This is a genomic window from Paraburkholderia dipogonis (genome assembly GCF_046027395.1).
Lineage (GTDB): Bacteria > Pseudomonadota > Gammaproteobacteria > Burkholderiales > Burkholderiaceae > Paraburkholderia > Paraburkholderia dipogonis_A.
This window is the reverse complement of the sequence record NZ_JAQQEG010000011.1, coordinates 24,503-46,486: the sequence shown is the minus strand read 5'-3', so window position 1 is coordinate 46,486 and position 21,984 is coordinate 24,503. Positions and strand designations below refer to the sequence as shown.

Below are 21,984 nucleotides of genomic sequence, written 5' to 3'. Positions count from 1 at the left end.
GCCTTCTCGATGCGCTTGTTAGTTGACGGCGACCGGCAAATCGAGCTTTTTGACGCCCGCCAGATCGCAGGAGCTGATGGCGTCGCAAATGGCCTCGATGGCGGGCATGCGCGTGAAGCTCTTGCGCCAGGCCAGCACGACGCGGCGATCCGGCACGGGTTCGTCGAAAGCGACGTAGCTGAGCAGCCCCGAGTCGATGCCGCCGGCGTGCGGCTTGACTTCATGCACCGACATGCGCGGCAGCACGGTAATGCCGACACCGCTCGCCACCATGTGACGGATGGTTTCCAGCGACGACCCTTCAAAGGTCTTCTGGATCCCGTCCGCGTTTTGCGAAAAGCGCATCAGTTCCGGGCACACGCCCAGCACATGGTCGCGGAAGCAGTGACCGCTGCCGAGCAGCAGCATGGTTTCCTGCTTCAGATCGTCGGCGTCGATCTTCAGGCGGTTTTCCCAGGCGTGACCGGACGGCAAGGCGACCACAAAAGGCTCGTCGTACAGCGGGCGCAACATCAGGCCCGTTTCCGGAAATGGCAGCGCCATGATGGCGACGTCGATTTCGCCTTGCTTGAGCAGTTCGATCAGCTTGAGCGTGTAATTTTCCTGCAGCATCAAGGGCATTTGCGGGACGCGCTTGATCATCTGCTTGACGAGCGTGGGCAGCAGGTACGGCCCGATCGTATAGATGACACCAAGGCGTAGCGGCCCGACCAGCGGGTCTTTGCCCTGTTTGGCGATTTCCTTGATGGCGAGCGTCTGCTCGAGAACGCGTTGAGCTTGCGTGACGATCTGTTCGCCGATCGGCGTGACGCTCACTTCGCTGGTGCCGCGCTCGAAGATCTGGACGTTGAGTTCGTCTTCGAGCTTTTTGATCGCCACCGACAGCGTCGGCTGGCTGACGAAACACGCTTCGGCGGCCCGGCCGAAGTGCCGCTCGCGGGCGACCGCGACGATGTACTTCAATTCGGTGAGCGTCATTAGGGGACCAATCAGTTCGGTGAATTCGATAGGTTCTAGTTATACACCTATAGGGTCGGTTCGCCAACCTTTTGGGTTTATTTGCCCGGGGCGCTGGGTGGGTTGAGGGCTTGCGGTGTTGGCCAACACCGCAAAAACCACCACCAAAGCGCCGCGCAGGCAAAACACCCACCTTCACGCCTTCAAATACTGCTCCCGGGCGCCAAGCCACCGCGCCAAATGCTGCATCACCACCTCGGGAAACTTCTCAAGCAAAACCGCCGCAGCCTCCCGCGCAGGCTCAATCAGCCACTGATCATTTTCGAGGTCAGCAAACCTGAGCATTGCCGCCCCCGACTGCCGCGCCCCCAAAAACTCCCCCGGCCCACGAATCTCAAGATCCCGTCTGGCGATCTCAAACCCATCAGTCGTCTCCCGCATAGTCTGAAGCCGCGCCCGCGCAGTCATCGACAAAGGCCCGGTATAAAGCAGCACGCAAACCGAAGCCTCACTCCCACGCCCCACGCGCCCGCGCAACTGATGCAACTGCGCAAGCCCAAACCGCTCGGCATGCTCGATCACCATCAACGACGCATTCGGCACATCGACACCCACTTCGATCACCGTCGTCGCCACGAGCAACTGCACCTCGTTGCGAGTAAACGCATCCATCACAGCGGCTTTTTCAGCCGGCGCAAGCCGCCCATGCACGAGACCGACATTCAACTCGGGCAACGCGGCCACCAGCGTCTCATACGTCTCGACCGCGGTCTGCAATTGCAACGTCTCGCTTTCCTCGATCAGCGGACACACCCAGTACACCTGACGCCCCGTCAACGCGGCCTCGCGCACGCGTCCGATCACCTCCTCGCGCCGCGCGTCGGACACGAGCTTGGTCAGGATCGGCGTGCGCCCGGGCGGCAATTCATCGATGGTCGAGACGTCGAGATCGGCGTAATACGTCATAGCGAGCGTGCGCGGAATCGGCGTCGCGGACATCATCAGTTGATGCGGCTGGAAGTCGCGCGCACCGTCGGCGGCGTTCTGCGCCTTGGCGCGCAGCGCGAGCCGTTGCGCCACGCCGAAGCGATGCTGTTCGTCGACGATCACGAGCCCAAGACGCGCGAACTCGACCGCGTCCTGGATGATCGCGTGCGTGCCGATCACGAGTTGCGCCGTGCCGAGCGCAGCGGCTTCGATCGCGGCGCGCTTTTCCCTGGTCTTCAGGCTGCCGGCCAGCCACGCGACGCTCACGCCGAGCGGCTCCAGCCAGCCGCGCAATTTGCGCGCGTGCTGTTCGGCGAGGATTTCGGTCGGCGCCATGAGCGCGGCCTGATAGCCGGCGTCGATGGCCTGTGCCGCGGCCAGCGCGGCGACGATCGTCTTGCCGCTGCCGACGTCGCCCTGCAGGAGTCGCTGCATCGGATGAGGCTGGGTCAGGTCGAGCGCGATCTCGCCGCCGACGCGCTCCTGCGCCGCCGTCAGCGAAAACGGCAGCGCCTTCAGCAAGCGCGCCACCAGCGCGGATTCGTCGCCCAGCTTGCGGCGCGGCATGGCCGGCGCGGCGCGCGTGCGGCGTTCGTCGTGCGCGCGCTTGAGCGACATCTGCTGCGCGAGCAATTCCTCGAACTTGATACGCACCCAGGCCGGATGCGTGCCGTCGATCAACGCGGTCTCATCGGACTGCACGCCCGGATGATGCAGCGTGCGCACGGCGTCCATCAGCGGCGGCACGCCGAGCGGCTCCATAAACGTTCGCGCGACCGCCTCGGGCAGCAACTCCGGCAGCGACGTGCGCGACAGCGCGTTATCGATCGATTTGCGCAGATACGCCTGCGTCACGCCCGCAGTGCTCGGATACACCGGCGTCAACGCCTGCGGCAGCGGCGTGTCTTCGTCGACCACGCGCACGGCCGGATGCACCATCTCCATGCCGAAGAAACCGCCGCGCACGTCGCCACGCACCCGCAGCCGCGCGCCGATCGCCATCTGCTTGACCTGCGAACCGTAGAAATTCAGAAAGCGCAGCACGAGTTCGTCGCCGGCGTCGTCGCGTAGCCTCACCAGCAACTGACGGCGCGGACGATAGGCGATCTCGTTGTCGAACACCACGCCTTCGGTTTGCGCAATGCCGCCCGGCAGCAGATGCCCGATCGGCGTCAGCGAGGTTTCGTCCTCGTAGCGCATGGGCAGATGCAATACCAAGTCGATGTCGCGTGTGAGGCCGAGTTTGGCGAGCTTGTCGGCGGTTTTTTCCGCGGGTTTGGCGGCCGCCTTCGTGGAAGATTTCGCGGCGGCCGTGGGTCCGGACTTCCCGGCGGGTTTGTCGCCGAATATGCCCGCGGATTTGTCGGCAAGTTTGTCGGCGGATAGGTCGGCAAAGCTGTCGGCATGCGCGCCGCCAGATGTGTCAGCGGGCTTGCCTACGCGTTTGCCGCCAACTTCGTCGACGGGCTTGCCATCAAATTCGCCGCTTTGTCGCGCGGCTTTTTCAGCGCTCGACTCGACGTCCGCGCCTACACCCAAGCCCGCGTCGTTCACCTCCGCCGCCGCCTTGCCCCGCGAGACGCGGCGCTTGGGCTCGGCGCTCACTTCATCGGTAGCGGAGGGCAATCGGCGGTCGGACAAAGGCATGGGCTGCTTCGCAAGTACAATATCGGCTGTCAAAGGGTTCGGCGCCATACAGCGCGCGGGCTCGCGGGCCGCTCTGGCGTCCCGCAATCATAGCCGCCCGGCTCCGGCTTCGGCTCAATTCAGTTTCATTTCGCTTCCAGTCGTTCGCATGTTGACGCTTTCCGATTTCGATTTCGATCTGCCTCCCGAGCTGATCGCGCAAGTCGCGCTGCCCGAGCGCAGCGCCAGCCGTCTGCTCGAGGTGGACCACCCGGCCGACGCCACCGGCCCGGCGCGCCTGATCGACCGCCGCTTTGCCGAGTTACCCGAGTGCATCGCGGCCGGCGATCTGCTGGTCTTCAACGATACCAAAGTCCTGAAGGCGCGCTTCCTCGGCCAGAAGGCCAGTGGCGGCAAGATCGAAGTGCTGGTAGAGCGCCTCACCGGCGAGCGCACCGCGCTCGCGCAGATCCGCGCGAGCAAGAGCCCGCAGCCAGGCACCACGATCCGGCTGGCGGATGCATTCGACGTCACCATCGGCGAGCGTGTCGAGCCGTTCTACACGCTGCATTTCCCCGACGACTGTCTGACGCTGATCGAGCAGTTCGGCCGTTTGCCGCTGCCGCCGTACATCGAGCACGATCCCGACTCGACCGACGAAACCCGCTACCAAACGGTGTTCGCGCAGAATCCGGGCGCAGTCGCCGCACCCACGGCCGGCCTGCATTTCGACGACGCGCTGCTGGCCCGCCTCGACGCCAAAGGCGTGGAACGCGCGACGCTGACGCTGCATGTCGGCGCGGGCACGTTCCAGCCGGTGCGGGTTGAAAATCTCGCCGAACACAAAATGCACAGCGAGTGGTATCACCTGCCGCAAGCGCTCGCCGACAAGATCGCGGCGACCCGCGCGCGCGGCAACCGCGTGATCGCGGTAGGCACGACCTCGATGCGCGCGCTCGAAGCCGCCGCACGCGACGCCGAAGCCGCAGGTCGTCCGCTTGCCGCCGCCAGCACGGAAACCGACATCTTCATCACGCCGGGCTATAAATTCCGTGTGGTCGACCGGCTCGTCACCAATTTTCATTTACCGAAGTCCACGCTGCTGATGCTCGTGTCGGCCTTCGCGGGCGTCGAGACGATTCGTGAAGCCTATCGCCATGCGATCGAGCAGCGTTACCGCTTCTTCAGCTACGGCGACGCGATGCTGCTCACGCGGCGAGACGGCTGACCGAGGTCGGCCAGTAAGTTTTCGTAGTTCCCTATGCCGCCGCGATCCTTCCGGCGGCGTTTCAACATTGCGCCGGACTTGTCGATCCGGAGTAAGCGCTTCAGCGCTTACTCCGGTCCCATGCAAAGCTGCTTCCGGTAGCACAGGAGTTATTTCATGACCGACGGTCAATCCGTTAGCCCGCGCGCCGACCACGGCGCTTACCTCGGCGATCATGTTCGCCCTGACAACGGCCTCAATTTCGAACTGCTCGGCGTCGACGGCCAGGCCCGCCGCGGCCGCGTCACGCTCAATCACGGCGTGGTGGAAACGCCGATCTTCATGCCGGTCGGCACCTACGGCACCGTGAAGGCCGTGCAGCCGCGCGAGCTGGAGGAAATGCACGCGCAGATCATCCTCGGCAACACTTTCCACCTGTGGTTGCGTCCGGGTCTGGAAACGATCGACGCTCACGGCGGCCTGCACGGCTTCATGGGCTGGAAGAAGCCGATCCTGACCGACTCGGGCGGCTTCCAGGTGTTCTCCCTCGGCGATCTGCGCAAGATCACCGAAGATGGCGTCACGTTCGCATCGCCGATCAACGGCGATAAGCTTTTTCTGTCGCCCGAAGTGTCGATGCAGATCCAGAAGGTGCTGAACTCGGACATCGTCATGCAGTTCGACGAATGCACGCCGTACGCGACCAACAACGTGCCGACCTCGCACAAGGAAGCGGCCGATTCGATGCGCATGTCGATGCGCTGGGCGCAGCGCTCCATCGACGAATTCCGCAAGCTGGGCAATCCGAACGCATTGTTCGGCATCGTTCAGGGCGGCATGTTCGAAGACTTGCGTGACGAGTCGCTGGCGGGCCTCGCGGAGAAGGATTTCCACGGTCTGGCGATCGGCGGCCTGTCGGTCGGCGAGCCGAAGGAAGACATGATGCGCGTGCTGAACCACATCGGTCCGAAGCTGCCGGCCAACAAGCCGCACTACCTGATGGGCGTCGGCACGCCGGAAGATCTGGTGGCGGGCGTCGCCGCCGGCGTCGACATGTTCGACTGCGTGATGCCGACCCGCAATGCGCGCAACGGCTGGCTCTTCACGCGTTTCGGCGACGTGAAAATCCGCAACGCCGCGCATAAGAATTCGCTGCGCCCGCTCGACGAGCAATGCGGCTGCTATACCTGCCGAAATTTCACTCGCGGCTACCTGCACCATCTGCATCGTGTAGGGGAAATCCTCGGTGCGCAGTTGAACACGATCCACAACCTGCACTACTACCTCGAACTGATGCAGGAAATCCGCGACGCAATCGACGCGAAAATGTTCGAGCCCTTCCGCAAACGCTTTCACGAGAACCGCGCACGCGGCACCGCCGAGGCGCCGTGACGGCGCGGAGCAATGGATTCAGCCGAAGAATCCGTCGGCCTCGCGAGGAAAACCTTACAATCAACTTTCGCGGGCGGCAGTAAAAACGGCAAAGCAGGCTTTAAACGATTGATCGCAAAGCCGATTCGCCGCGCCGACGCGCGTCGGGCCGGTGGTAGAATAACCGGCTGATTTTTTTGATCGTTTTGACTTATAACGGAGAGACCAACGTGTCGTTCATTTCCAATGCCTTCGCCCAAGGCACAGCAACAGGTGGCATTGAATCGAACCTGATGAGCTTCCTGCCGCTGATCCTGATGTTCGGCGTGCTGTACTTCATCATGATTCGCCCGCAAATGAAGCGCCAGAAGGAACATCGCAACATGCTCGCCGCCATGGCCAAGGGCGATGAAGTGGTGACGAATGGCGGCATCGTCGGCAAGGTGACCAAGGTGGGCGAAGCTTACGTCGGCGTCGAAATCTCGGAAGGCACGGAAATCACCGTGCAAAAAGCGTCGGTCACGACGATTCTCCCGAAGGGCACGATCAAGTCGCTGTAAGGCCTGCTCTCTCGCGTTCGGCGCGGCCTCGCCGGCGGTCCACGCAGCACACCGTGAACCGCCCGCGCTCATCGCCGGACGCATCGCTTCCAAGCCAACCTTCCCGTTGGACCACTCATGAATCGTTACCCCCTCTGGAAATACGCCGTGATGCTGGTGGCTCTGGTCATCGGCCTCGTGTACACGCTGCCCAACCTGTTCGGCGAAGCGCCGGCGGTGCAGGTGTCGAGCGGCAAGGCAACGGTCAAGCTCGACTCGACCACGCTGTCGGCTGTCGAAGCCGCGCTCGCCGCGAATCAGATCAAGCCGGACGACGTCACGTTCGACAACTCGGCGACCAACGCAAACATCCGTGTGCGTCTGCCGGACACCGACACGCAGTTGCGCGTGAAGGACCTGCTGCAGAAGTCGCTGAACAGCGACCCGACCGACCCGCAGTTCATCGTCGCGCTGAATCTGCAAAGCGCGTCGCCGCGCTGGCTGACCGCCTTGCACGCGCTGCCGATGTACCTCGGTCTCGATCTGCGCGGCGGTGTCCACTTCCTGCTGCAGGTCGACATGGCCGGCGCGCTGAACAAAAAGCTCGATTCGGACGCTTCGGACGCGCGCACGCTGCTGCGTGACAGCAACATCCGCGACGGCGGCGTGAACCGCGTGAACCAGTCGGTGGTGATCAATTTCGCCGACCAGGCCACGGCGGACAACGCAGCCAAGCGACTGAGCCGCAGCATCGTCGAACTCCAGTGGGCCTCGCAACCCGGCTCGGACGGCGGCGTGCAACTGGTCGGCACGTTCACGCCGACGGTGCAGAAAGCCGTGCAGGACGCCGCGCTCAAGCAGAACATCACCACGCTGCATAATCGCGTGAACGAACTCGGCGTGGCCGAGCCGGTGATCCAGCAACAAGGCTCGGACCGCATCGTGGTCGAACTGCCGGGCGTGCAGGACACGGCGAAGGCGAAGGACATCATCGGCCGCACCGCGACGCTCGAAGCGCGCCTCGCCGATCCGGTCAACACGCATCCGAACCCGTCCGATCCGGTGCCGCCGGGCGACGAGCTGTTCACGCAAGGCAACCAGACACCGGTGCTGCTGCGCAAGCAGATCATCTTCACGGGCGACCGGATTATCGACGCGTCGGCAGGCTTCGACGAACATCAACGTCCTTCCGTCAACATCCGTCTGGATTCGGCCGGCGGCCGTGCGGTGGCCAGCGTGTCGCGCGACAACATCGGCAAGCCGATGGCCATGGTGCTGTTCGAAAAGGGCAAGGGCGAAGTGCTGACGGTGGCGACCATCCAGTCGGAACTGGGCGACCGCTTCCAGATCACCGGCCAGGCCACGCCGCAAGGCGCCGCCGACCTCGCACTGCTGCTGCGCGCCGGTTCGCTGGCCGCGCCGATGGACATCATCGAAGAACGCACGATCGGCCCGAGCCTCGGCGCGGACAACATCAAGAAGGGCTTCCACTCGGTGGTGTGGGGCTTCGCGGCAATCGCCGTCTTCATGATCGCGTACTACATGCTGTTCGGCGTGATCTCGATGATCGGCCTGTCGGTCAACCTGCTGCTGCTGATCGCCGTGCTGTCCATGTTGCAGGCCACCCTCACCTTGCCGGGTATCGCCGCTATCGCGCTCGCGCTCGGTATGGCGATCGACGCCAACGTGCTGATCAACGAACGCGTGCGTGAAGAACTGCGCCACGGCGCGCCGCCGCAACTGGCCATCCAGAACGGCTACGCACACGCCTGGGCGACGATTCTCGACTCGAACGTCACCACGCTGATCGCCGGTATCGCGCTGCTCGCGTTCGGCTCAGGCCCGGTGCGCGGTTTTGCGATCGTGCACTGTATCGGCATTCTGACGTCGATGTTCTCGGCCGTGTTCTTCTCGCGCGGCATCGTCAACCTCTGGTACGGCGGCAAGAAGAAGCTGAAGTCGCTGGCCATCGGTCAGGTGTGGCGTCCGGATACGGCGCCTGCGGGCTCGGCCGCTTACCTCGGTAGCGAAGATGCCGCGACCGACACCGCGCAAGCCGTCGCCGCGGTCGCCGCCAAGCCGTCGAAGGCCAAGGCAGCGGTCGCGCAAGCGCGTGCCGGCAAGCCGACCGTGCGCCGCCGCAATGCGCCGGGTTCGTCGCCGGGTTCGTCAAGCACGCCGCAGAAACCGGGTTCGTCCCGCTGAGTCCCGGAGAACAAGACCATGGAATTTTTCCGTTTCCGCAAAGACATTCCGTTCATGCAGCGTGCGTTGATTTTCAACGCAATCTCGCTGCTGACGTTCCTTGCCGCTGTGTTTTTCCTGCTGCATCGCGGGCTGCATCTGTCGGTGGAGTTCACCGGCGGTACGGTCGTCGAAGTGCAGTATCCGGGCGCGGCGCCGCTCGAGCCGGTGCGCGCTACGCTGGGCAAGCTCGGTTATGCCGACGCCCAGGTGCAGAACTTCGGCACCTCGCGCGACGTGCTGATCCGTCTGCCGCTCAAGCAGGGCTATACGTCCGCGCAACAGAGCGATCAGGTGATGAGCGCGCTGAAGGCCGACACGCCGCAGGTGCAACTGCAACGTGTCGAGTTCGTCGGCCCGCAGGTCGGCAAGGAACTCGCCACCGACGGCCTGCTCGCGCTGGCCTGCGTGGTGGTCGGTATCGTGATCTATCTGTCGTTCCGCTTCGAATGGAAGTACGCGGTGGCCGGCGTGATCGCTAACTTGCACGACGTGATCATCATTCTCGGCTTCTTCGCGTTCTTCCAGTGGGAGTTCTCGCTGTCGGTGCTGGCCGCGGTGCTCGCGGTGCTCGGCTATTCGGTGAACGAATCGGTGGTTATCTTCGACCGGATTCGTGAGACCTTCCGCCGCGAGCGCAAGCTGACCGTGATCGAAGTGATCAACCACGCGATCACCAGCACGATGTCGCGAACCATCATCACCCACGGCTGTACGCAGATGATGGTGCTGTCGATGTTCCTGTTCGGCGGCCCAACGCTGCACTACTTCGCCTTGGCGCTGACGGTCGGTATTCTGTTCGGTATCTACTCGTCGGTGTTCGTCGCCGCGGCGCTCGCCATGTGGTTCGGCGTGAAGCGCGAAGATCTGATCAAGGACAAGAAGGAACGCAACGACGCGGACGATCCGAACGCGGGCGCGCAAGTCTGATTCTGTTGTAGTTTCAGACCTCGCAATGCAAAAGGCCGGTTCATCATGAACCGGCCTTTTGCGTTTACCGCCGCCCTTGCTCCGCCATCACACTGCCCTATCCCGCAGCAGCGTCAGAAGGCGTCCGAATCAGCGAAAGCCGAGCTTACGCCGCGCCGCCATCAGCGCGACGAGGCTCACGAGCGCGGCAAAAATCAGGTAGTAACTCGGCGCGGCCTTCGAGCCCGTCGCGCTGATCAGCCACGCGATGATGAACGGCCCGAAGCCGCCGAAGATCGTCACGGCGATGTTATAGGCCAGCGACATGCCGGTCGTGCGCGTTTGCACCGGGAACATCTCCGAAAGCAGACCCGGCAGCGCCGCGAAATATCCGGTCATCAGGAAGCCGAACACGATCTGCATGGCGATCAAGGTGCCGAATGTCGGATGCGCGACCAGATACACGAAGGCCGGGTAGATGAGGATGAGCAGCAGCAGCGCCGACGTCAGCATGATCGTGGTGCGCCCATGCCGGTCCGACAGATGGCCGATCAGCGGCGAGAACACCATCTGTATCAAACCGGTCAGCGCAATCGCCGCGAACGCGACCGAGGGCGCCAGTCCCAACTGCTTCACGCCGAACGTCGGCATGAACAGCACGAGATACGTCGATACCGTGCCGAGCACCACCACGCCGATCGCGATCAGCAGGCGCAACTTCTGGCTGGTGAAGGTATCGCGCAGCGGCGTCGTGGTCGTTTCGGCCGCGAGGAACTCGGGCGTCTCGTCGAGCTTCGTGCGGATGTACCACGCGACCGGTCCGATCAGCAGACCAAAAATGAACGGCACGCGCCAACCCCAGGAACCCATCTGCTCCGGCGACAGCTTGCCGGTAAGCAGCACGCCGAAGCCGGCGGCAAGCAGCGTGGTGAGCCCTTGGCTCGCCACCTGCCAGCTAGCAAAGAAGCCGCGCCGCCCCGGCACGTGTTCCGCAAGAAACGCGGTGGCACTGCCGAACTCGCCGCCCGCCGAAAAGCCTTGCATCAAACGCGCCAACACGAGAATCACCGGCGCGGCGAGGCCGATGCTTTGATAAGTCGGCAGGATCGCGATGATCAGCGTGCCGGCCATCATCAGCAGGATCGAGAGCGTGAGCGCCGCCTTGCGGCCGGCACGGTCAGCGTACGCGCCGATCACGATCGCGCCGAGCGGCCGCATGAAGAACGACACGCCGAACGTGCCGAGCGTGAGGAGCAGCGACACCGTGTCGTTACCGGCCGGGAAAAACAGCTTCGCGATGATCACCGCGAAAAAACCGTACACCACCAGATCGAACCATTCCAGCGCGTTGCCGATCGAGGCCGCGATCACCGCGCGCCACGAATTCTGCCGGCTCCCCGCCAGGCTTGCTGCCGTCGTTGCGTTCATGCAGATCTCCAAGTCGCGCGAAATATTATTCATGTTGGCTTGACGCCTGAAACGCCCGACTGGATGCGCGCACAACCAATACGGTGCCTGCGCTCTATGTACCCGAAAAATTAAACCGACGCGAGTGCGAAATTGCGCCAGGCCGCTGCGTAAGGCTTCCAGCGTGTCAGACGGCCAATAAAAAACCGCTTCGTCGCAAAAGCGAACGAAGCGGTTTTTTTGTTGCGGCGCAACGGCCGCGCGATTCAAGCCCTTGAATCAAAGACTCATCAAATCGCTTACTGCTTGATGCCTTCAGATTGAATGTGCAGCTTGGTATCCATGCTGAAGCCGTATTTGGTGCCGAAATCCATGCCGTAGTCGGCACGGCTGAAATGCGCGCTCGCTTCCACGCCGCACACTTCGCGCTTGAGCATCGGATGCGGCATGCACTTGAACGAATCGATCTTCAGATTCAGCGGCTTGGTGACGCCGTGCATCGTCAGGCTGCCGATCACTTCGACCGGCTTGTCGCCGTCGAACTTGATGTCGGTGCCCTTATAGGTCGCCGACGGATACTTGGCGACGTCGAAAAACTCGTTCGACTTCAGATGCTCGTCGAGCTTGCCGTTGCCCGTTTCAATCGACGCCGGATCGACCGTCACGTCGACCGTGCCGGTTTTCGCCGCGCGGTCGAGCGTGACCGTGCCGGAACTCTTGGTGAACTTGCCGCGCCACACCGAGAGGCCGCCGAAGTGATCCGCCTCGAAGCTCGGATACGTGTGGGTCGGGTCGAGCTGATAGGTATCGGCGGCCGCGAACGCGCCGAACGAGAAAGAAGAAGCCAGCGCGCCGACGGCGATCAACATGGAAGTTTTCAATTCAAGCTCCTGGGTTCTTGAAAAAAGGCTGCCGCGCCCGAACGGCGCGGCAAACGTCACTTATGTGCTGCAACGATATGAAACTTGATGACGACCTCGTCGGCGACCACCGAGGTGTCTTTCCATTCGCCGGTGCCGATGTCGAATTGCGAGCGCTTGATCGGCAGTGAACCGTCGAAGGTTTGCACGGCGCCCTGCTGCGACACCGTGACCGGCACCACCACCGTCTGTGATTTGCCCTTGATGGTCAGCTTGCCGGTCACCTTGAACTGGTTGCCGCCGGCCGGCGCGATCGCGCTCGAAACGAAGGTGGCGCTCGGATACGTCTTCGCGTCGAACCAGTCCTTGCCGCGTACCTGGTCGTTGTAGCTTTCGTCGCCGAGATCGTAGCTGGCCACGTCGATGCTGAGCTGCGCGGTGCCGTCGGCCGGTTTTGCCGGATCGAACTTGAGCTGCGCGGTGAACTTGCCGAACTTGCCTTCCACCGGCACGTTCATCTGCTTCGACGTGGCCGTCACCGAACTCTTCGCGACGTCGACTTGCGCCATGGCGCTGCCGGCCGCCGTCAGCGAGGCCGCGGCGAAAGCGGCGAGCATGTAGCGATAAAACGAGACCTTCATGGTTGTCCTTATTTGAGGAAAGGGAGCATGCGCGAAAGCAGGCCGTCGCGATCCAGCCATTGATGCTTGAGCGCGGCCGCGACGTGCAACGCGACCAGCACGAGCAAGGTGTAATTCAGCGTGATATGCACGTTCTTCAGCAGTTCCTTGAGATGCGGATCCGGCGCGATCAGGCGCGGCAGCGGAATCAGCCCGAGGTACACCACCGGGATGTTGGCCGCCGAGCTGTACAGATAGCCCGAGGCGGGAATCGCGATCATCAACACGTACAGCAGCAGATGCACGACATGCGCGGCGCCGCGCTGCCAGACCGGCATGCGGCGCGGCATCACGGGGGCCGCGTGCGTGGCGCGCCAGAGAATGCGCAGGACGGCGAGCGCGAACACCGTCACGCCGATCCATTTGTGCCACGAGAAGTACTTCAGCTTGGTCGGTGTGAAGCCCGGGATATCGGTCATGACCCAGCCGAGCGCGAAGCCGCACACGATCAGCAACGCGATCAGCCAATGCAAGGCGATGGCAGTGCGCGTGTACGACTCCCGGCTGCCGAATGAAGGATTAAGTGCCATGACAGGTCAACGCAAGCTAAGTGAGGTTAACGGCGCAGCCCGCCCTGCTATTCCAGGTATCGATGCGCACCGCATCGGCGCGTACGATCGGACCATGCCTGCTGCGGCACGCGCCAAGGCGGCCATGCTACCCCAATCGGAAAAAACTGGCTGCAGCCCGCTGATATGCCGCGGACCGGCCGTTCCAGCGACATGGCGCCCGCATTGAACAATTGGGGACGGAGGCTGTCAGAGTGATACCGATTCCATGTAGGATCAACGGTCCGCCGAAAAGGCCGTCCCGGCCCGCGGTCCGCAGCCCGTGCGACGGTCTGTGCGACGGCCGGGCGCGTTTTGGTACTATTGCTCCACCCTTTTATCAGACCTGCCATAGAACGGGCATTGCACGCTTCCCCTCACACCGTCGGCCCTTTGCCCTATGGACCATGACAATCTGATCGCGTGCCATGAATGCGATACGCTGTTCCGCAAGCCACGGCTTGTCGGACGCACGGTCGCGCGCTGTTCGCGCTGCGGAGCGACGCTGTATCGCGGCGTGTCCCGCAAGCTCGACGCCATCAGCGCGATGACGCTGGGCGCGCTGATCACCTTCCTGATCGCGCAGGGCTTCCCGATCGTCGAACTCGAAACCAATGGCATCACCTCGCAGACCACGCTGTTCGGCGCGCTCGTCGCGCTGTGGGGCGAGGAGATGCAGATCGTCGCGATCATGGTGTTCTGCTCAACCATTCTGTTTCCGCTGACTGAACTCGTCGCGCTGCTCTACGTGCTGATTCCACTGCGCGCGGGTTATGTGCCGCCCGCGTTCAATCAGGTGCTGCGTGCCATTCAGTTCGTGCGCCCGTGGGGCATGATCGAAGTGTTCATGCTCGGCGTGCTGATCACGATCGTGAAGATGGTGAGCCTCGCGCGCGTGATTCCCGAGGCGGCGCTGTTCGCGTTCGGCGTGCTCACGCTGATGTTCGCGGTGGTGGTCACGTTCGATCCGCGCATTCTGTGGGACCTCGCCGACGAACTCGGCGCCCGCAATCAGCGGCCGCTGCCGCGCACCTCCGCCGATAGCGCGGCCGCCGCCGTCAGTTCGATCGCCGGGCCGCCCGCGCCGACCGACGTGCAGACCGCGGCGGCGCCCGACGTGCAGACCGTCGCGCCGTCCGCCTTGCCGCCGGGCGCGCCGCCGGTGCCGCCGGTGCCACGTCGAGGATGAGCACGCCATGAAATACGTCACCGCAAGACGCGCAGGCCTGCTCAGTTGCCATGCGTGCGGACGCGTCGAACCGCGCATCCGCTCCGTCACGCCGCAGCACTGCGGACGGTGCGGCTCGCGCCTGCACTCGCGCAACCCCGACAGCCTGATGCGCACCTGGGCGCTGCTGATCGCCGCGGCGCTGCTGTATATTCCCGCGAATCTGCTGCCGGTGATGCACACTTCGTCGCTGCTCGGTTCCGAAGACGACACCATCATGAGCGGCGTCGTCTATTTCTGGACCTCGGGCGACTGGCCACTGGCGGTGATCGTGTTCATCGCCAGCATCATGGTGCCGATGCTCAAGCTGAGCGTGCTGGTGCTGCTCACCGTCACGGCGCAGCGTCGTTCGCGCTGGCGCCCCGAGCAGCGCACCACGCTTTACCGGATGGTCGAACGGATCGGGCGCTGGTCGATGCTCGATGTGTTCGTCGTCACGCTGACCGTCGCGCTGGTGCGCTTCAAATCGCTTGCCGTCATTACGGCCGGCCCCGGGGCGATCGCCTTCGGCTCGGTGGTGATTCTGACCATGATGGCCTCCATGCAATTCGATCCACGGCTCATCTGGGATAACGTGGAAGGCAGCGTGAACGGCAGTACCCAAAAACCTCAGGACCTCAAACATGACTAGCCCGCAAGAACCGACGCCCGCCTCCGATGCGCCGCGCAACGATTCGAACGGACCGAAGCTGCCGCCCCAACTCCCGGACCCTGAAATTGAGCCGCGCAGCCGCTGGCTGCCCTCGCTTGTCTGGGTGATTCCGCTGATCGCCGCGCTGATCGGCATCGCGCTCGTGATCAAGTCGGTGACCGAGAAAGGCCCGACCATCACGATCAGCTTCGTCAGCGCCGAAGGCCTCGAACCCGGCAAGACCAAGGTGAAGTACAAGGACGTCGACGTCGGCTCGGTGAAGACCATCACGCTGTCGAAAGATCTGTCTCACGTGCTCGTGCAAGTGCAGTTGACCAAGGAAGGCGAAGACTTCGCGGTCAAGGATTCGCGTTTCTGGGTGGTGCGGCCGCGCGTCGGCGCGAGCGGCGTGTCGGGACTCACCACGCTGCTGTCGGGCGCGTACATCGGTGCGGATGCCGGGCACTCGCCGGATACCGAGAAGAATTTCGTCGGCCTCGAAACGCCGCCGCCGATTACCGGCGACCAGAAGGGCCACCAGTTCGTCCTGCACGGCGACTCGCTCGGCTCGATCGACATCGGCTCGCCGATCTTTTACCGGCGCGTGCAGGTCGGCCAGGTGGTCGGCTTCTCGCTCGACAAGGACGGCACCGGCGTGACCATGCAGGTCTTCGTGTCCGCGCCGTTCGACCAGTACGTCGGCACCAATTCGCGCTGGTGGCATGCGAGCGGCGTCGATCTGCGGCTCGACTCCAGCGGCTTCAAGCTGAACACGCAGTCGCTTGCCACGGTGATCGTGGGCGGCTTGTCGTTCCAGTCGCCGCCGGGCCAGGGTGTAGGCGCGCAGGCGCCGAACAACATGACGTTCCGCCTCGGTTCGGACGAAGCGGATGCGATGCGCGAACCGGACGGCGTGCCGTTGCGCGTGGTGATGAACTTCAACCAGTCGCTGCGTGGGCTGTCGGTCGGCGCGCCGGTCGATTTCCGCGGCATCGTGCTGGGCCAGGTGACCAACATCAGCATCGACTACGATCCGAAAACGCGTAGCTTCACGATGCCGGTGACCATGAACCTGTACCCCGACCGTCTCGGTAAGCGTTTCCGCGAGACCGCGCCGGTGCCGGGCACGCTCGCCGGTCAAACGCTGCTGCAACAACTCGTCAAGCATGGTTTGCGCGGCCAGTTGCGCACCGGCAATCTGATTACGAGCCAGTTGTATGTGGCGCTGGATATCTTCCCGAAGGCGCCGCCGGCGACCGTCGACGTGGCAAGCGATCCGCTCGAGCTGCCGACGATTCCGAACACGCTCGATGAGTTGCAACTCCAGGTCGCCGACATTGCGAAGAAGCTCGACGCCGTGCCGTTCGATCAGATCGGCAACAACCTGAACAGTGCGTTGAAGAACGCCGATCAGCTCTTCACGCGACTCGACAAGGAAGTCGTGCCGCAGGCTCGCGACACCCTCGCGGCGGCGAAGCAAACTTTCGGTTCGGCCGAGGCGACGTTGCAGCAGGATTCGCCGTTGCAGTCCGATGTTCATCAGGCGCTGCAGGAATTGACGCGCACGTTGCAGTCACTGAATGCGCTGTCGGATTATCTGGAGCGTCATCCCGAATCGCTGTTGCGCGGTAAAACAGGAGATAAACCATGATGTTTGCCCGGCTCCCCCGCTCACCGCGCGGGCTCGTGCGCGGCGCTGTCGTTGCCGGCGCTCTGGCCGGACTGGCGGCGCTGACGGCATGCTCGTCGCCTTCGAGCCACTTCTATACGCTGGGTGCCGACAGCGCCGCCGGATCCGCTACGCCGGTCAGCGCCCGGACCTCGGCTGCCCCGGCCTGGTTGATCGAAGTCGCGCCGATCGACGTGCCGCCGCAGGTGACGAAGAATCAGCTCGTCGTACAGACGGGACCGACGCAAGTTCAGGTACTCGAACAGGAGCGCTGGGCTTCCTTGCCTGGCGATGAAATCCGTCGTGCGCTGTCTACGAGTCTGACGCAGCAATTAGGCACGATCGATGTGTACGGCACGGCCTATCCGGATGCGACGCCGGTGTATCGCGTCAGCATGAATGTGCAGCGGTTTGAGTCATGGCCGGGTTCGCATGCGTTGATCGATGCTGTGTGGAGTGTGCGGGCTGTGCGGACTACGGCTGTGATGACTTGCCGGAGTGTGGTGAGCGAGCCGGTTAGTGGTGGGTATGACGCGCTGGTCGAGGGGCATCGGCGGGCATTGCAGCGGATTTCTATGCAGGTGGCTTCTGCTGTGCAAGCTATGGCGGTTGCTGCTCCTGTTGCTGCTCCTGTTGCTGCTTCCCAAGGTAAGGGTGGGGCTTCTGCTGGCAAAGTTGGAGCCGTGGCTGTGCCGGCTTGTCCTTCTGATGGTGGGGCTGCTGTGGCTGGTAGTTGAAGGCTTTTGCTTTGGGTGTGGTCCTGGCGCTGTTGGCCTTTCCTTGAATTCATGGTGGTCTATTGGTGTTGCCCCTGTGCGGGGCGGCACCTCCTTTCTTTGCCGCGGCAAAGAAAGGAGGCAAAGAAAGCCGCTTCACACCGCAAATTCTTAAGCGGATCCCTCGCGCAGTCGCGGTAGTGGTGCATCTGGAATCCGTGTTCTCGCACATTCCGCCCCGGTGACAAGGCAGTCATTCTTCCGGCGGCGCTGCGCGCGCCGTTGCAGTACTTCATCAACCAGCGGCTGCGGGCGTCCACCTGCGTTCGCTCTTCACGCGGCGTCACGGCATACCGATGCAGCCGCGCAATCCCACCATTCTTCCGGCATTTCGCCGAGGCAAAGCCGACGGCTCCCGCAGCGCCCAAACGAAGTCACTGGTTTCAAGCAGACCGGCTCCGGCGAGCACATAGTGCGAGGCGGGAGGTATGACTGCCTTGTCACTCCCGGGGAATGTGCGAGACGACGGATTCCAGATGCACCACTGCCCCCTCCAAGCCAGGAAACCCGCTCATAAGCTAGCGGTTTGAAGCGGCTTTCTTTGCCTCCTTTCTTTGCCGCGGCAAAGAAAGGAGGTGCCGCCCCGCACAGGGGCAACACCAATAGACCACCATGAATTCAAGGAAAGGCCAACACTACAAAGACCACAGCACAGCCCCAAAAAGCCCCACACGGGCACCCGCGCAATAGCACAACACCCCGACCGCGTACAATACGCCCTTATCCAATCGCCTTCCGGCAACCTCAATGTCCTTCGATTTCTTCCTCCCTTGCCCGCGCGGCCTCGAAGCCTCCCTTGCGGCTGAACTCACCGAAATTGCCGCCAACCACCTGAACGGCGCGCCGTTCACGGCCGGCGCACAAGTGCCGGGCGGCGTGCATTTCCGCGGAGGCTGGGCCGCCGGCATGGCCGCCAACCTGCATTCGCGTCTCGCGAGCCGCGTGCTGCTGAAAATCGCGCATCGCCCGTATCGCAGCGAGCAGGACATTTATGCGCTCGCAGTCGAACAGCGTTGGGAACAATGGTTCTCGGCAAACGAAACGCTGCGCGTAGACGTCACCGCGATCAAATCGCCACTGCGCAGCCTGGAATTCACGACGCTGCGCGTCAAGGACGCCATCTGCGATCGTCTGCGCGAAGTCAGCGGCGCGCGTCCGAGCATCGACACCGCCATGCCCGATGTGCGCGTGTTCGCCTTTCTCACCGCCACCGACTGCACGCTGTATCTCGACACCTCGGGCGATCCGCTCTTCAAGCGCGGCTGGCGCCTCGACAAGGGCGCGGCACCGCTGCGCGAGAATCTGGCCGCGGGCATTCTGCGTCTGACCGGCTGGACCGCGGGCACGCCCCTGTACGACCCGATGTGCGGCAGCGGCACGTTCCTCGCGGAAGCCGCGCAGGTGGCGCTGAATATCGCGCCGGGCGCGGAACGCCGCTTCGGCTTCGAGAAGCTCAAGCAATACGAAGCCAAAACCTGGCAAACGCTCAAGTCCGCCGCGCTCGACGCGAAGCACGCCGCGCGTAGTTCGCGCGCCGATCTGCAAATCTTCGGCAGCGATATTTCCGGCGACATGCTCGACAAGGCGCGCGCCAACTTCCAACGCGCCGGCTTGCCGTCGATTCCCCTCAAACAGGTCGACGCGCGCGGCATGACGCCGCCGACGTCCGCAGCAGGCATCCTCGTCGCCAATCCGCCGTATGGCGAACGGATCGAAGTGCGCGGGCGCAATGCCCGGGGCGAGCTTCGCGAAGGCCGTGGCAATCGTGACAGCCGCGAAGACGAGGGTTTTCGTCGGGTCCAGGAAGAAGCGCCGGACAGCGAATTTTTCCAGTCGCTCGGCGATGCGCTCAAACAGCGCTTCACCGGCTGGCACGCGTTCATCCTGACATCGGATCGCAAGCTGCCGGGCCAGTTACGCCTGCGTGAATCGACCAAGACGCCGCTCTTTAACGGCGCGCTCGAATGCCGTCTGTTCCGCTTCGATCTGATCGCGGGCAGCGTGCGGCAGCGGCCGCAGAGCGATACGCCGGCGGCTTGAGGCGTCGCATTGCGGCGTGGCAGGGAAGGGAGTGCTCAAGGATCGGTCGACGCGCACGCATCTCCCGCCGCACTACCCCCGCGCAGGCGGTGCGATCTATGCGCTACGCGTAGCAGCAGGCAATGAGGCCAACTGCTCTCGCGCAATGCCTGCCACATGATCAAACGCCGCGCGGTCACGACCCGCCAGCGGAGCCGCGCCAAAACGGCTCGTCAACTTGAGCGGATCGGTTGGCTGGTTGTTCAGTCGCACCTCGAAATGCAGATGAGGACCGGTCGCCACGCCGGTCTGCCCAACCGCACCCAACTGCTGCCCTTCACTCACTTGCGAGCCGACTCGCAAGCCGCTGGCGAAGGATGAAAGATGCGCGTAGTAAGTCGTGTAACCCCGCGCGTGACGCAGCACAACGTGCTTGCCGTAGCCGCCGCCATCAGGACCAATGAATTGCACCGTCCCCGCGGATGCCGCAACGACCGGTGTGCCCACATGAGCGGTCAAGTCCACGCCGGTATGGAACAAATGCTCACCGGTCACCGGGTGAATCCGATAACCGAAAGCCGAACTGACGCGGACGTAGTTCAGCGGCATCGCGAAGGGTTGTGCCGCGAGGCGCTCGCCATCGAACGAAAAGTAATCGCCCTCCGTGCGCCCTGGCGCGACGAACCACACCGCGCTGTACGTGTGGCCGCCCAGGGTAATTTCGATGGCGTTCACATGCTTGCGTTGCGAAGCGGTTCGATCACGGCCAGCAGGTCCGTAGACGATACGGTAGCTGTCGCCCGGCTGAGCGCGAGTCGCGGCATCGAGGCGACCCGCGAAGATCCGGCTCAGTTGCGCGACCACGTCCGCCGGGAGTCCGGCCGCCATCCACGTATCGTGCAAACTGCCGTTGATCTGGCCGGTGTACGAGCCGGCATCTGCAACCGGCATCGCCAGCGGGCTTGTCGTGGAGCGCGCGCCGCCGCTGACGTCGGCAATGCCCTGGGCACCCGGCCTGGTCGCCTGCACGACGACCCGCCCTGCCCATTCATGCACGTCGGCCGCATGCGGTCCCGCGCCAGACACATGCGGCTCGCACATGCCCAGACTCGCGCGGCACATCGACACCAGAACCGACTCGCCCGCCGATAGCGCGAACGTTGGCTTTGCATGCAGTTCGCCGCCCGGCAAAGGCAGTCTTTGCGCGCCACCGGATAAGACTTGAGCAACGGCTGTCCGCATTGGGTCCGCAGAGTGTGGACCCAATGCATTGTTCAGCACCGAAGGTTGCGCGCCCAGCATGGCCCGTTCCACTGCAAAACCGTTCGTACCGGCCGATGCGGCCTGGCGGAATGTCTTCGCCGCAGCACCCGACGCGACAGGCGCGCCCATCACGACCATGGCGCCACCGAGCAATACTGCACTCGCGGATGCACCCACCGGGAATTTGCGTTTGACATGAGCCAAATGGCTCGTATCAGTGGAGTTGACCTGCTCGCGCGCGAGGATGTTACGTAGAAAAAACCACATCACGTAGGAATCTCGCGGTTGAATACAGAAAGCCGCGGGCTTGAACGACAGTGCTTTGACACTAGGAAGTGGTGCGGAACAGATGAACTTGCAACCGGGGGAAAGGTTGGGACATCGGAGAGCACAGCCCGACAACAGGAGCGGTCAGGTTACCGACAGCCTTTAACAAAAAACATAGCATTCGTCCTAAAAACGGGCACCACGACCGACCTCCGCGATTGCTGAGTTGACGCGCGCTGTGCAGAGTCCGCCAATTCCCTTCGGCCAGTCCGTTTTTTCACCAGCTCTTTCATCGCTCCTGCCACCTCCTGCTGACACCACGCTGTCAGTAGCCCCCCCGCACACTCCTTCTCACGCCATCCGGCGCTTTACACGGCTTACCCGCCATCCACAGGAGAGTGACATGTCCGCATCATCCAAAGTTGTTGCATGGTTCGAGATTCCGTCCGTCGATTTCGATCGCGCCGTCCGTTTCTATGAAGCGGCGCTCGACGTCAAACTGAATGTCCAGGAAGTCGGCGGCCAGCCGATCGCCGTGTTCGGCTACGAGGAACCGGCCACCGGCGGCGCGATCGTCCACAGCCCGTCGATGACACCGACCGACGACGGCGTGCTCGTCTATCTGAACGCGCAACCGACCGTCGACGCCACCCTCGCGCGCGTCGAGCAAGCCGGCGGCAAGACCGACGGCCCGGTGATCAAACTGCCTCAGGACATCGGCTATATCGCGTTCTTCACCGATACCGAGGGCAACCGCCTCGGCCTGCATTCGCGCACCAACAGCTAAACGCAACAC

General features: G+C 63.3%; 19 protein-coding genes. 12 read left to right on the top strand and 7 right to left on the bottom strand.

Annotated elements, in window-relative coordinates:
* Positions 1-18 precede the first annotated feature (18 nt).
* Both PQR32_RS13035 and recG read right to left on the bottom strand, forming a co-directional pair.
* Positions 19-978 carry a LysR substrate-binding domain-containing protein gene (locus tag PQR32_RS13035; protein WP_132376015.1) on the bottom strand — a complete coding sequence of 320 codons (960 nt, stop codon included), beginning with the start codon at positions 976-978 and terminating at the stop codon, positions 19-21.
* 174 nt (positions 979-1,152) lie between these two features.
* Positions 1,153-3,591 (bottom strand): ATP-dependent DNA helicase RecG, encoded by a 2,439-nt coding sequence (recG, locus tag PQR32_RS13030; protein WP_408226851.1) that lies wholly within the window; start codon positions 3,589-3,591, stop codon positions 1,153-1,155.
* Between the two features lie 148 nt (positions 3,592-3,739).
* Here recG and queA point away from each other — a divergent pair, with 148 nt between their 5' ends.
* The 6 genes from queA (at position 3,740) to secF (ending at position 9,861) form a co-directional block, all read left to right on the top strand.
* Positions 3,740-4,798: a tRNA preQ1(34) S-adenosylmethionine ribosyltransferase-isomerase QueA gene (queA, locus tag PQR32_RS13025; RefSeq protein WP_408226848.1), complete on the top strand. Its 1,059-nt coding sequence runs from the start codon at positions 3,740-3,742 to the stop codon at positions 4,796-4,798.
* 156 nt (positions 4,799-4,954) lie between these two features.
* The gene (gene tgt / locus PQR32_RS13020) at positions 4,955-6,169 is read left to right on the top strand and encodes a tRNA guanosine(34) transglycosylase Tgt (protein WP_408226845.1); all 1,215 of its coding nucleotides are present in this window, start codon (positions 4,955-4,957) and stop codon (positions 6,167-6,169) included.
* A 12-nt stretch (positions 6,170-6,181) separates the two neighbouring features.
* Positions 6,182-6,340: a hypothetical protein gene (locus tag PQR32_RS13015; protein WP_408226842.1), complete on the top strand. Its 159-nt coding sequence runs from the start codon at positions 6,182-6,184 to the stop codon at positions 6,338-6,340.
* A gap of 38 nt (positions 6,341-6,378) precedes the next feature.
* Positions 6,379-6,708: a preprotein translocase subunit YajC gene (gene yajC, locus PQR32_RS13010; protein ID WP_007179286.1), complete on the top strand. Its 330-nt coding sequence runs from the start codon at positions 6,379-6,381 to the stop codon at positions 6,706-6,708.
* Between the two features lie 117 nt (positions 6,709-6,825).
* Positions 6,826-8,892: a protein translocase subunit SecD gene (secD, locus tag PQR32_RS13005; protein WP_408226839.1), complete on the top strand. Its 2,067-nt coding sequence runs from the start codon at positions 6,826-6,828 to the stop codon at positions 8,890-8,892.
* 18 nt (positions 8,893-8,910) lie between these two features.
* Positions 8,911-9,861: a protein translocase subunit SecF gene (gene secF / locus PQR32_RS13000; RefSeq protein ID WP_408226836.1), complete on the top strand. Its 951-nt coding sequence runs from the start codon at positions 8,911-8,913 to the stop codon at positions 9,859-9,861.
* A 129-nt stretch (positions 9,862-9,990) separates the two neighbouring features.
* Here secF and PQR32_RS12995 read toward each other — a convergent pair whose 3' ends face one another.
* The 4 genes from PQR32_RS12995 to PQR32_RS12980 all read right to left on the bottom strand — a co-directional run bounded on the left by PQR32_RS12995 (position 9,991) and on the right by PQR32_RS12980 (position 13,317).
* Entirely contained in the window at positions 9,991-11,268 is a 1,278-nt protein-coding gene (locus PQR32_RS12995; RefSeq protein ID WP_408226833.1) for an MFS transporter, read from the bottom strand.
* Between the two features lie 278 nt (positions 11,269-11,546).
* On the bottom strand, positions 11,547-12,116 hold the full coding sequence (locus tag PQR32_RS12990) for a YceI family protein (protein ID WP_408227242.1): 570 nt from the start codon (positions 12,114-12,116) through the stop codon (positions 11,547-11,549).
* Between the two features lie 68 nt (positions 12,117-12,184).
* Entirely contained in the window at positions 12,185-12,748 is a 564-nt protein-coding gene (locus tag PQR32_RS12985; RefSeq protein ID WP_408226830.1) for a YceI family protein, read from the bottom strand.
* 8 nt (positions 12,749-12,756) lie between these two features.
* A complete protein-coding gene (locus PQR32_RS12980) occupies positions 12,757-13,317 on the bottom strand; it encodes a cytochrome b (protein ID WP_408226827.1) in 561 nt (186 codons plus the stop codon).
* Between the two features lie 418 nt (positions 13,318-13,735).
* On the opposite strand from PQR32_RS12980, the gene PQR32_RS12975 reads away from it, so the two are divergent.
* The 5 genes from PQR32_RS12975 (at position 13,736) to PQR32_RS12955 (ending at position 19,679) form a co-directional block, all read left to right on the top strand.
* Positions 13,736-14,524: a paraquat-inducible protein A gene (locus PQR32_RS12975; RefSeq protein ID WP_408226824.1), complete on the top strand. Its 789-nt coding sequence runs from the start codon at positions 13,736-13,738 to the stop codon at positions 14,522-14,524.
* Between the two features lie 7 nt (positions 14,525-14,531).
* Entirely contained in the window at positions 14,532-15,194 is a 663-nt protein-coding gene (locus tag PQR32_RS12970) for a paraquat-inducible protein A (RefSeq protein ID WP_408226821.1), read from the top strand.
* The gene (locus tag PQR32_RS12965) at positions 15,187-16,845 is read left to right on the top strand and encodes a PqiB family protein (RefSeq protein ID WP_408226818.1); all 1,659 of its coding nucleotides are present in this window, start codon (positions 15,187-15,189) and stop codon (positions 16,843-16,845) included. The genes PQR32_RS12970 and PQR32_RS12965 overlap by 8 nt, the downstream gene beginning before the upstream one ends.
* Positions 16,842-17,600 carry a PqiC family protein gene (locus tag PQR32_RS12960; RefSeq protein ID WP_408226815.1) on the top strand — a complete coding sequence of 253 codons (759 nt, stop codon included), beginning with the start codon at positions 16,842-16,844 and terminating at the stop codon, positions 17,598-17,600. The genes PQR32_RS12965 and PQR32_RS12960 overlap by 4 nt, the downstream gene beginning before the upstream one ends.
* Positions 17,601-18,386: 786 nt before the next feature.
* Complete coding sequence (locus tag PQR32_RS12955; RefSeq protein ID WP_408226812.1) at positions 18,387-19,679, top strand: THUMP domain-containing class I SAM-dependent RNA methyltransferase; 1,293 nt, start codon at positions 18,387-18,389, stop codon at positions 19,677-19,679.
* A 96-nt stretch (positions 19,680-19,775) separates the two neighbouring features.
* Here PQR32_RS12955 and PQR32_RS12950 read toward each other — a convergent pair whose 3' ends face one another.
* Positions 19,776-21,125 (bottom strand): M23 family metallopeptidase, encoded by a 1,350-nt coding sequence (locus tag PQR32_RS12950; protein WP_408226809.1) that lies wholly within the window; start codon positions 21,123-21,125, stop codon positions 19,776-19,778.
* Positions 21,126-21,591: 466 nt separating this feature from the next.
* On the opposite strand from PQR32_RS12950, the gene PQR32_RS12945 reads away from it, so the two are divergent.
* A complete protein-coding gene (locus PQR32_RS12945; protein ID WP_408226806.1) occupies positions 21,592-21,975 on the top strand; it encodes a VOC family protein in 384 nt (127 codons plus the stop codon).
* The last annotated feature ends 9 nt before the right edge of the window (positions 21,976-21,984 follow it).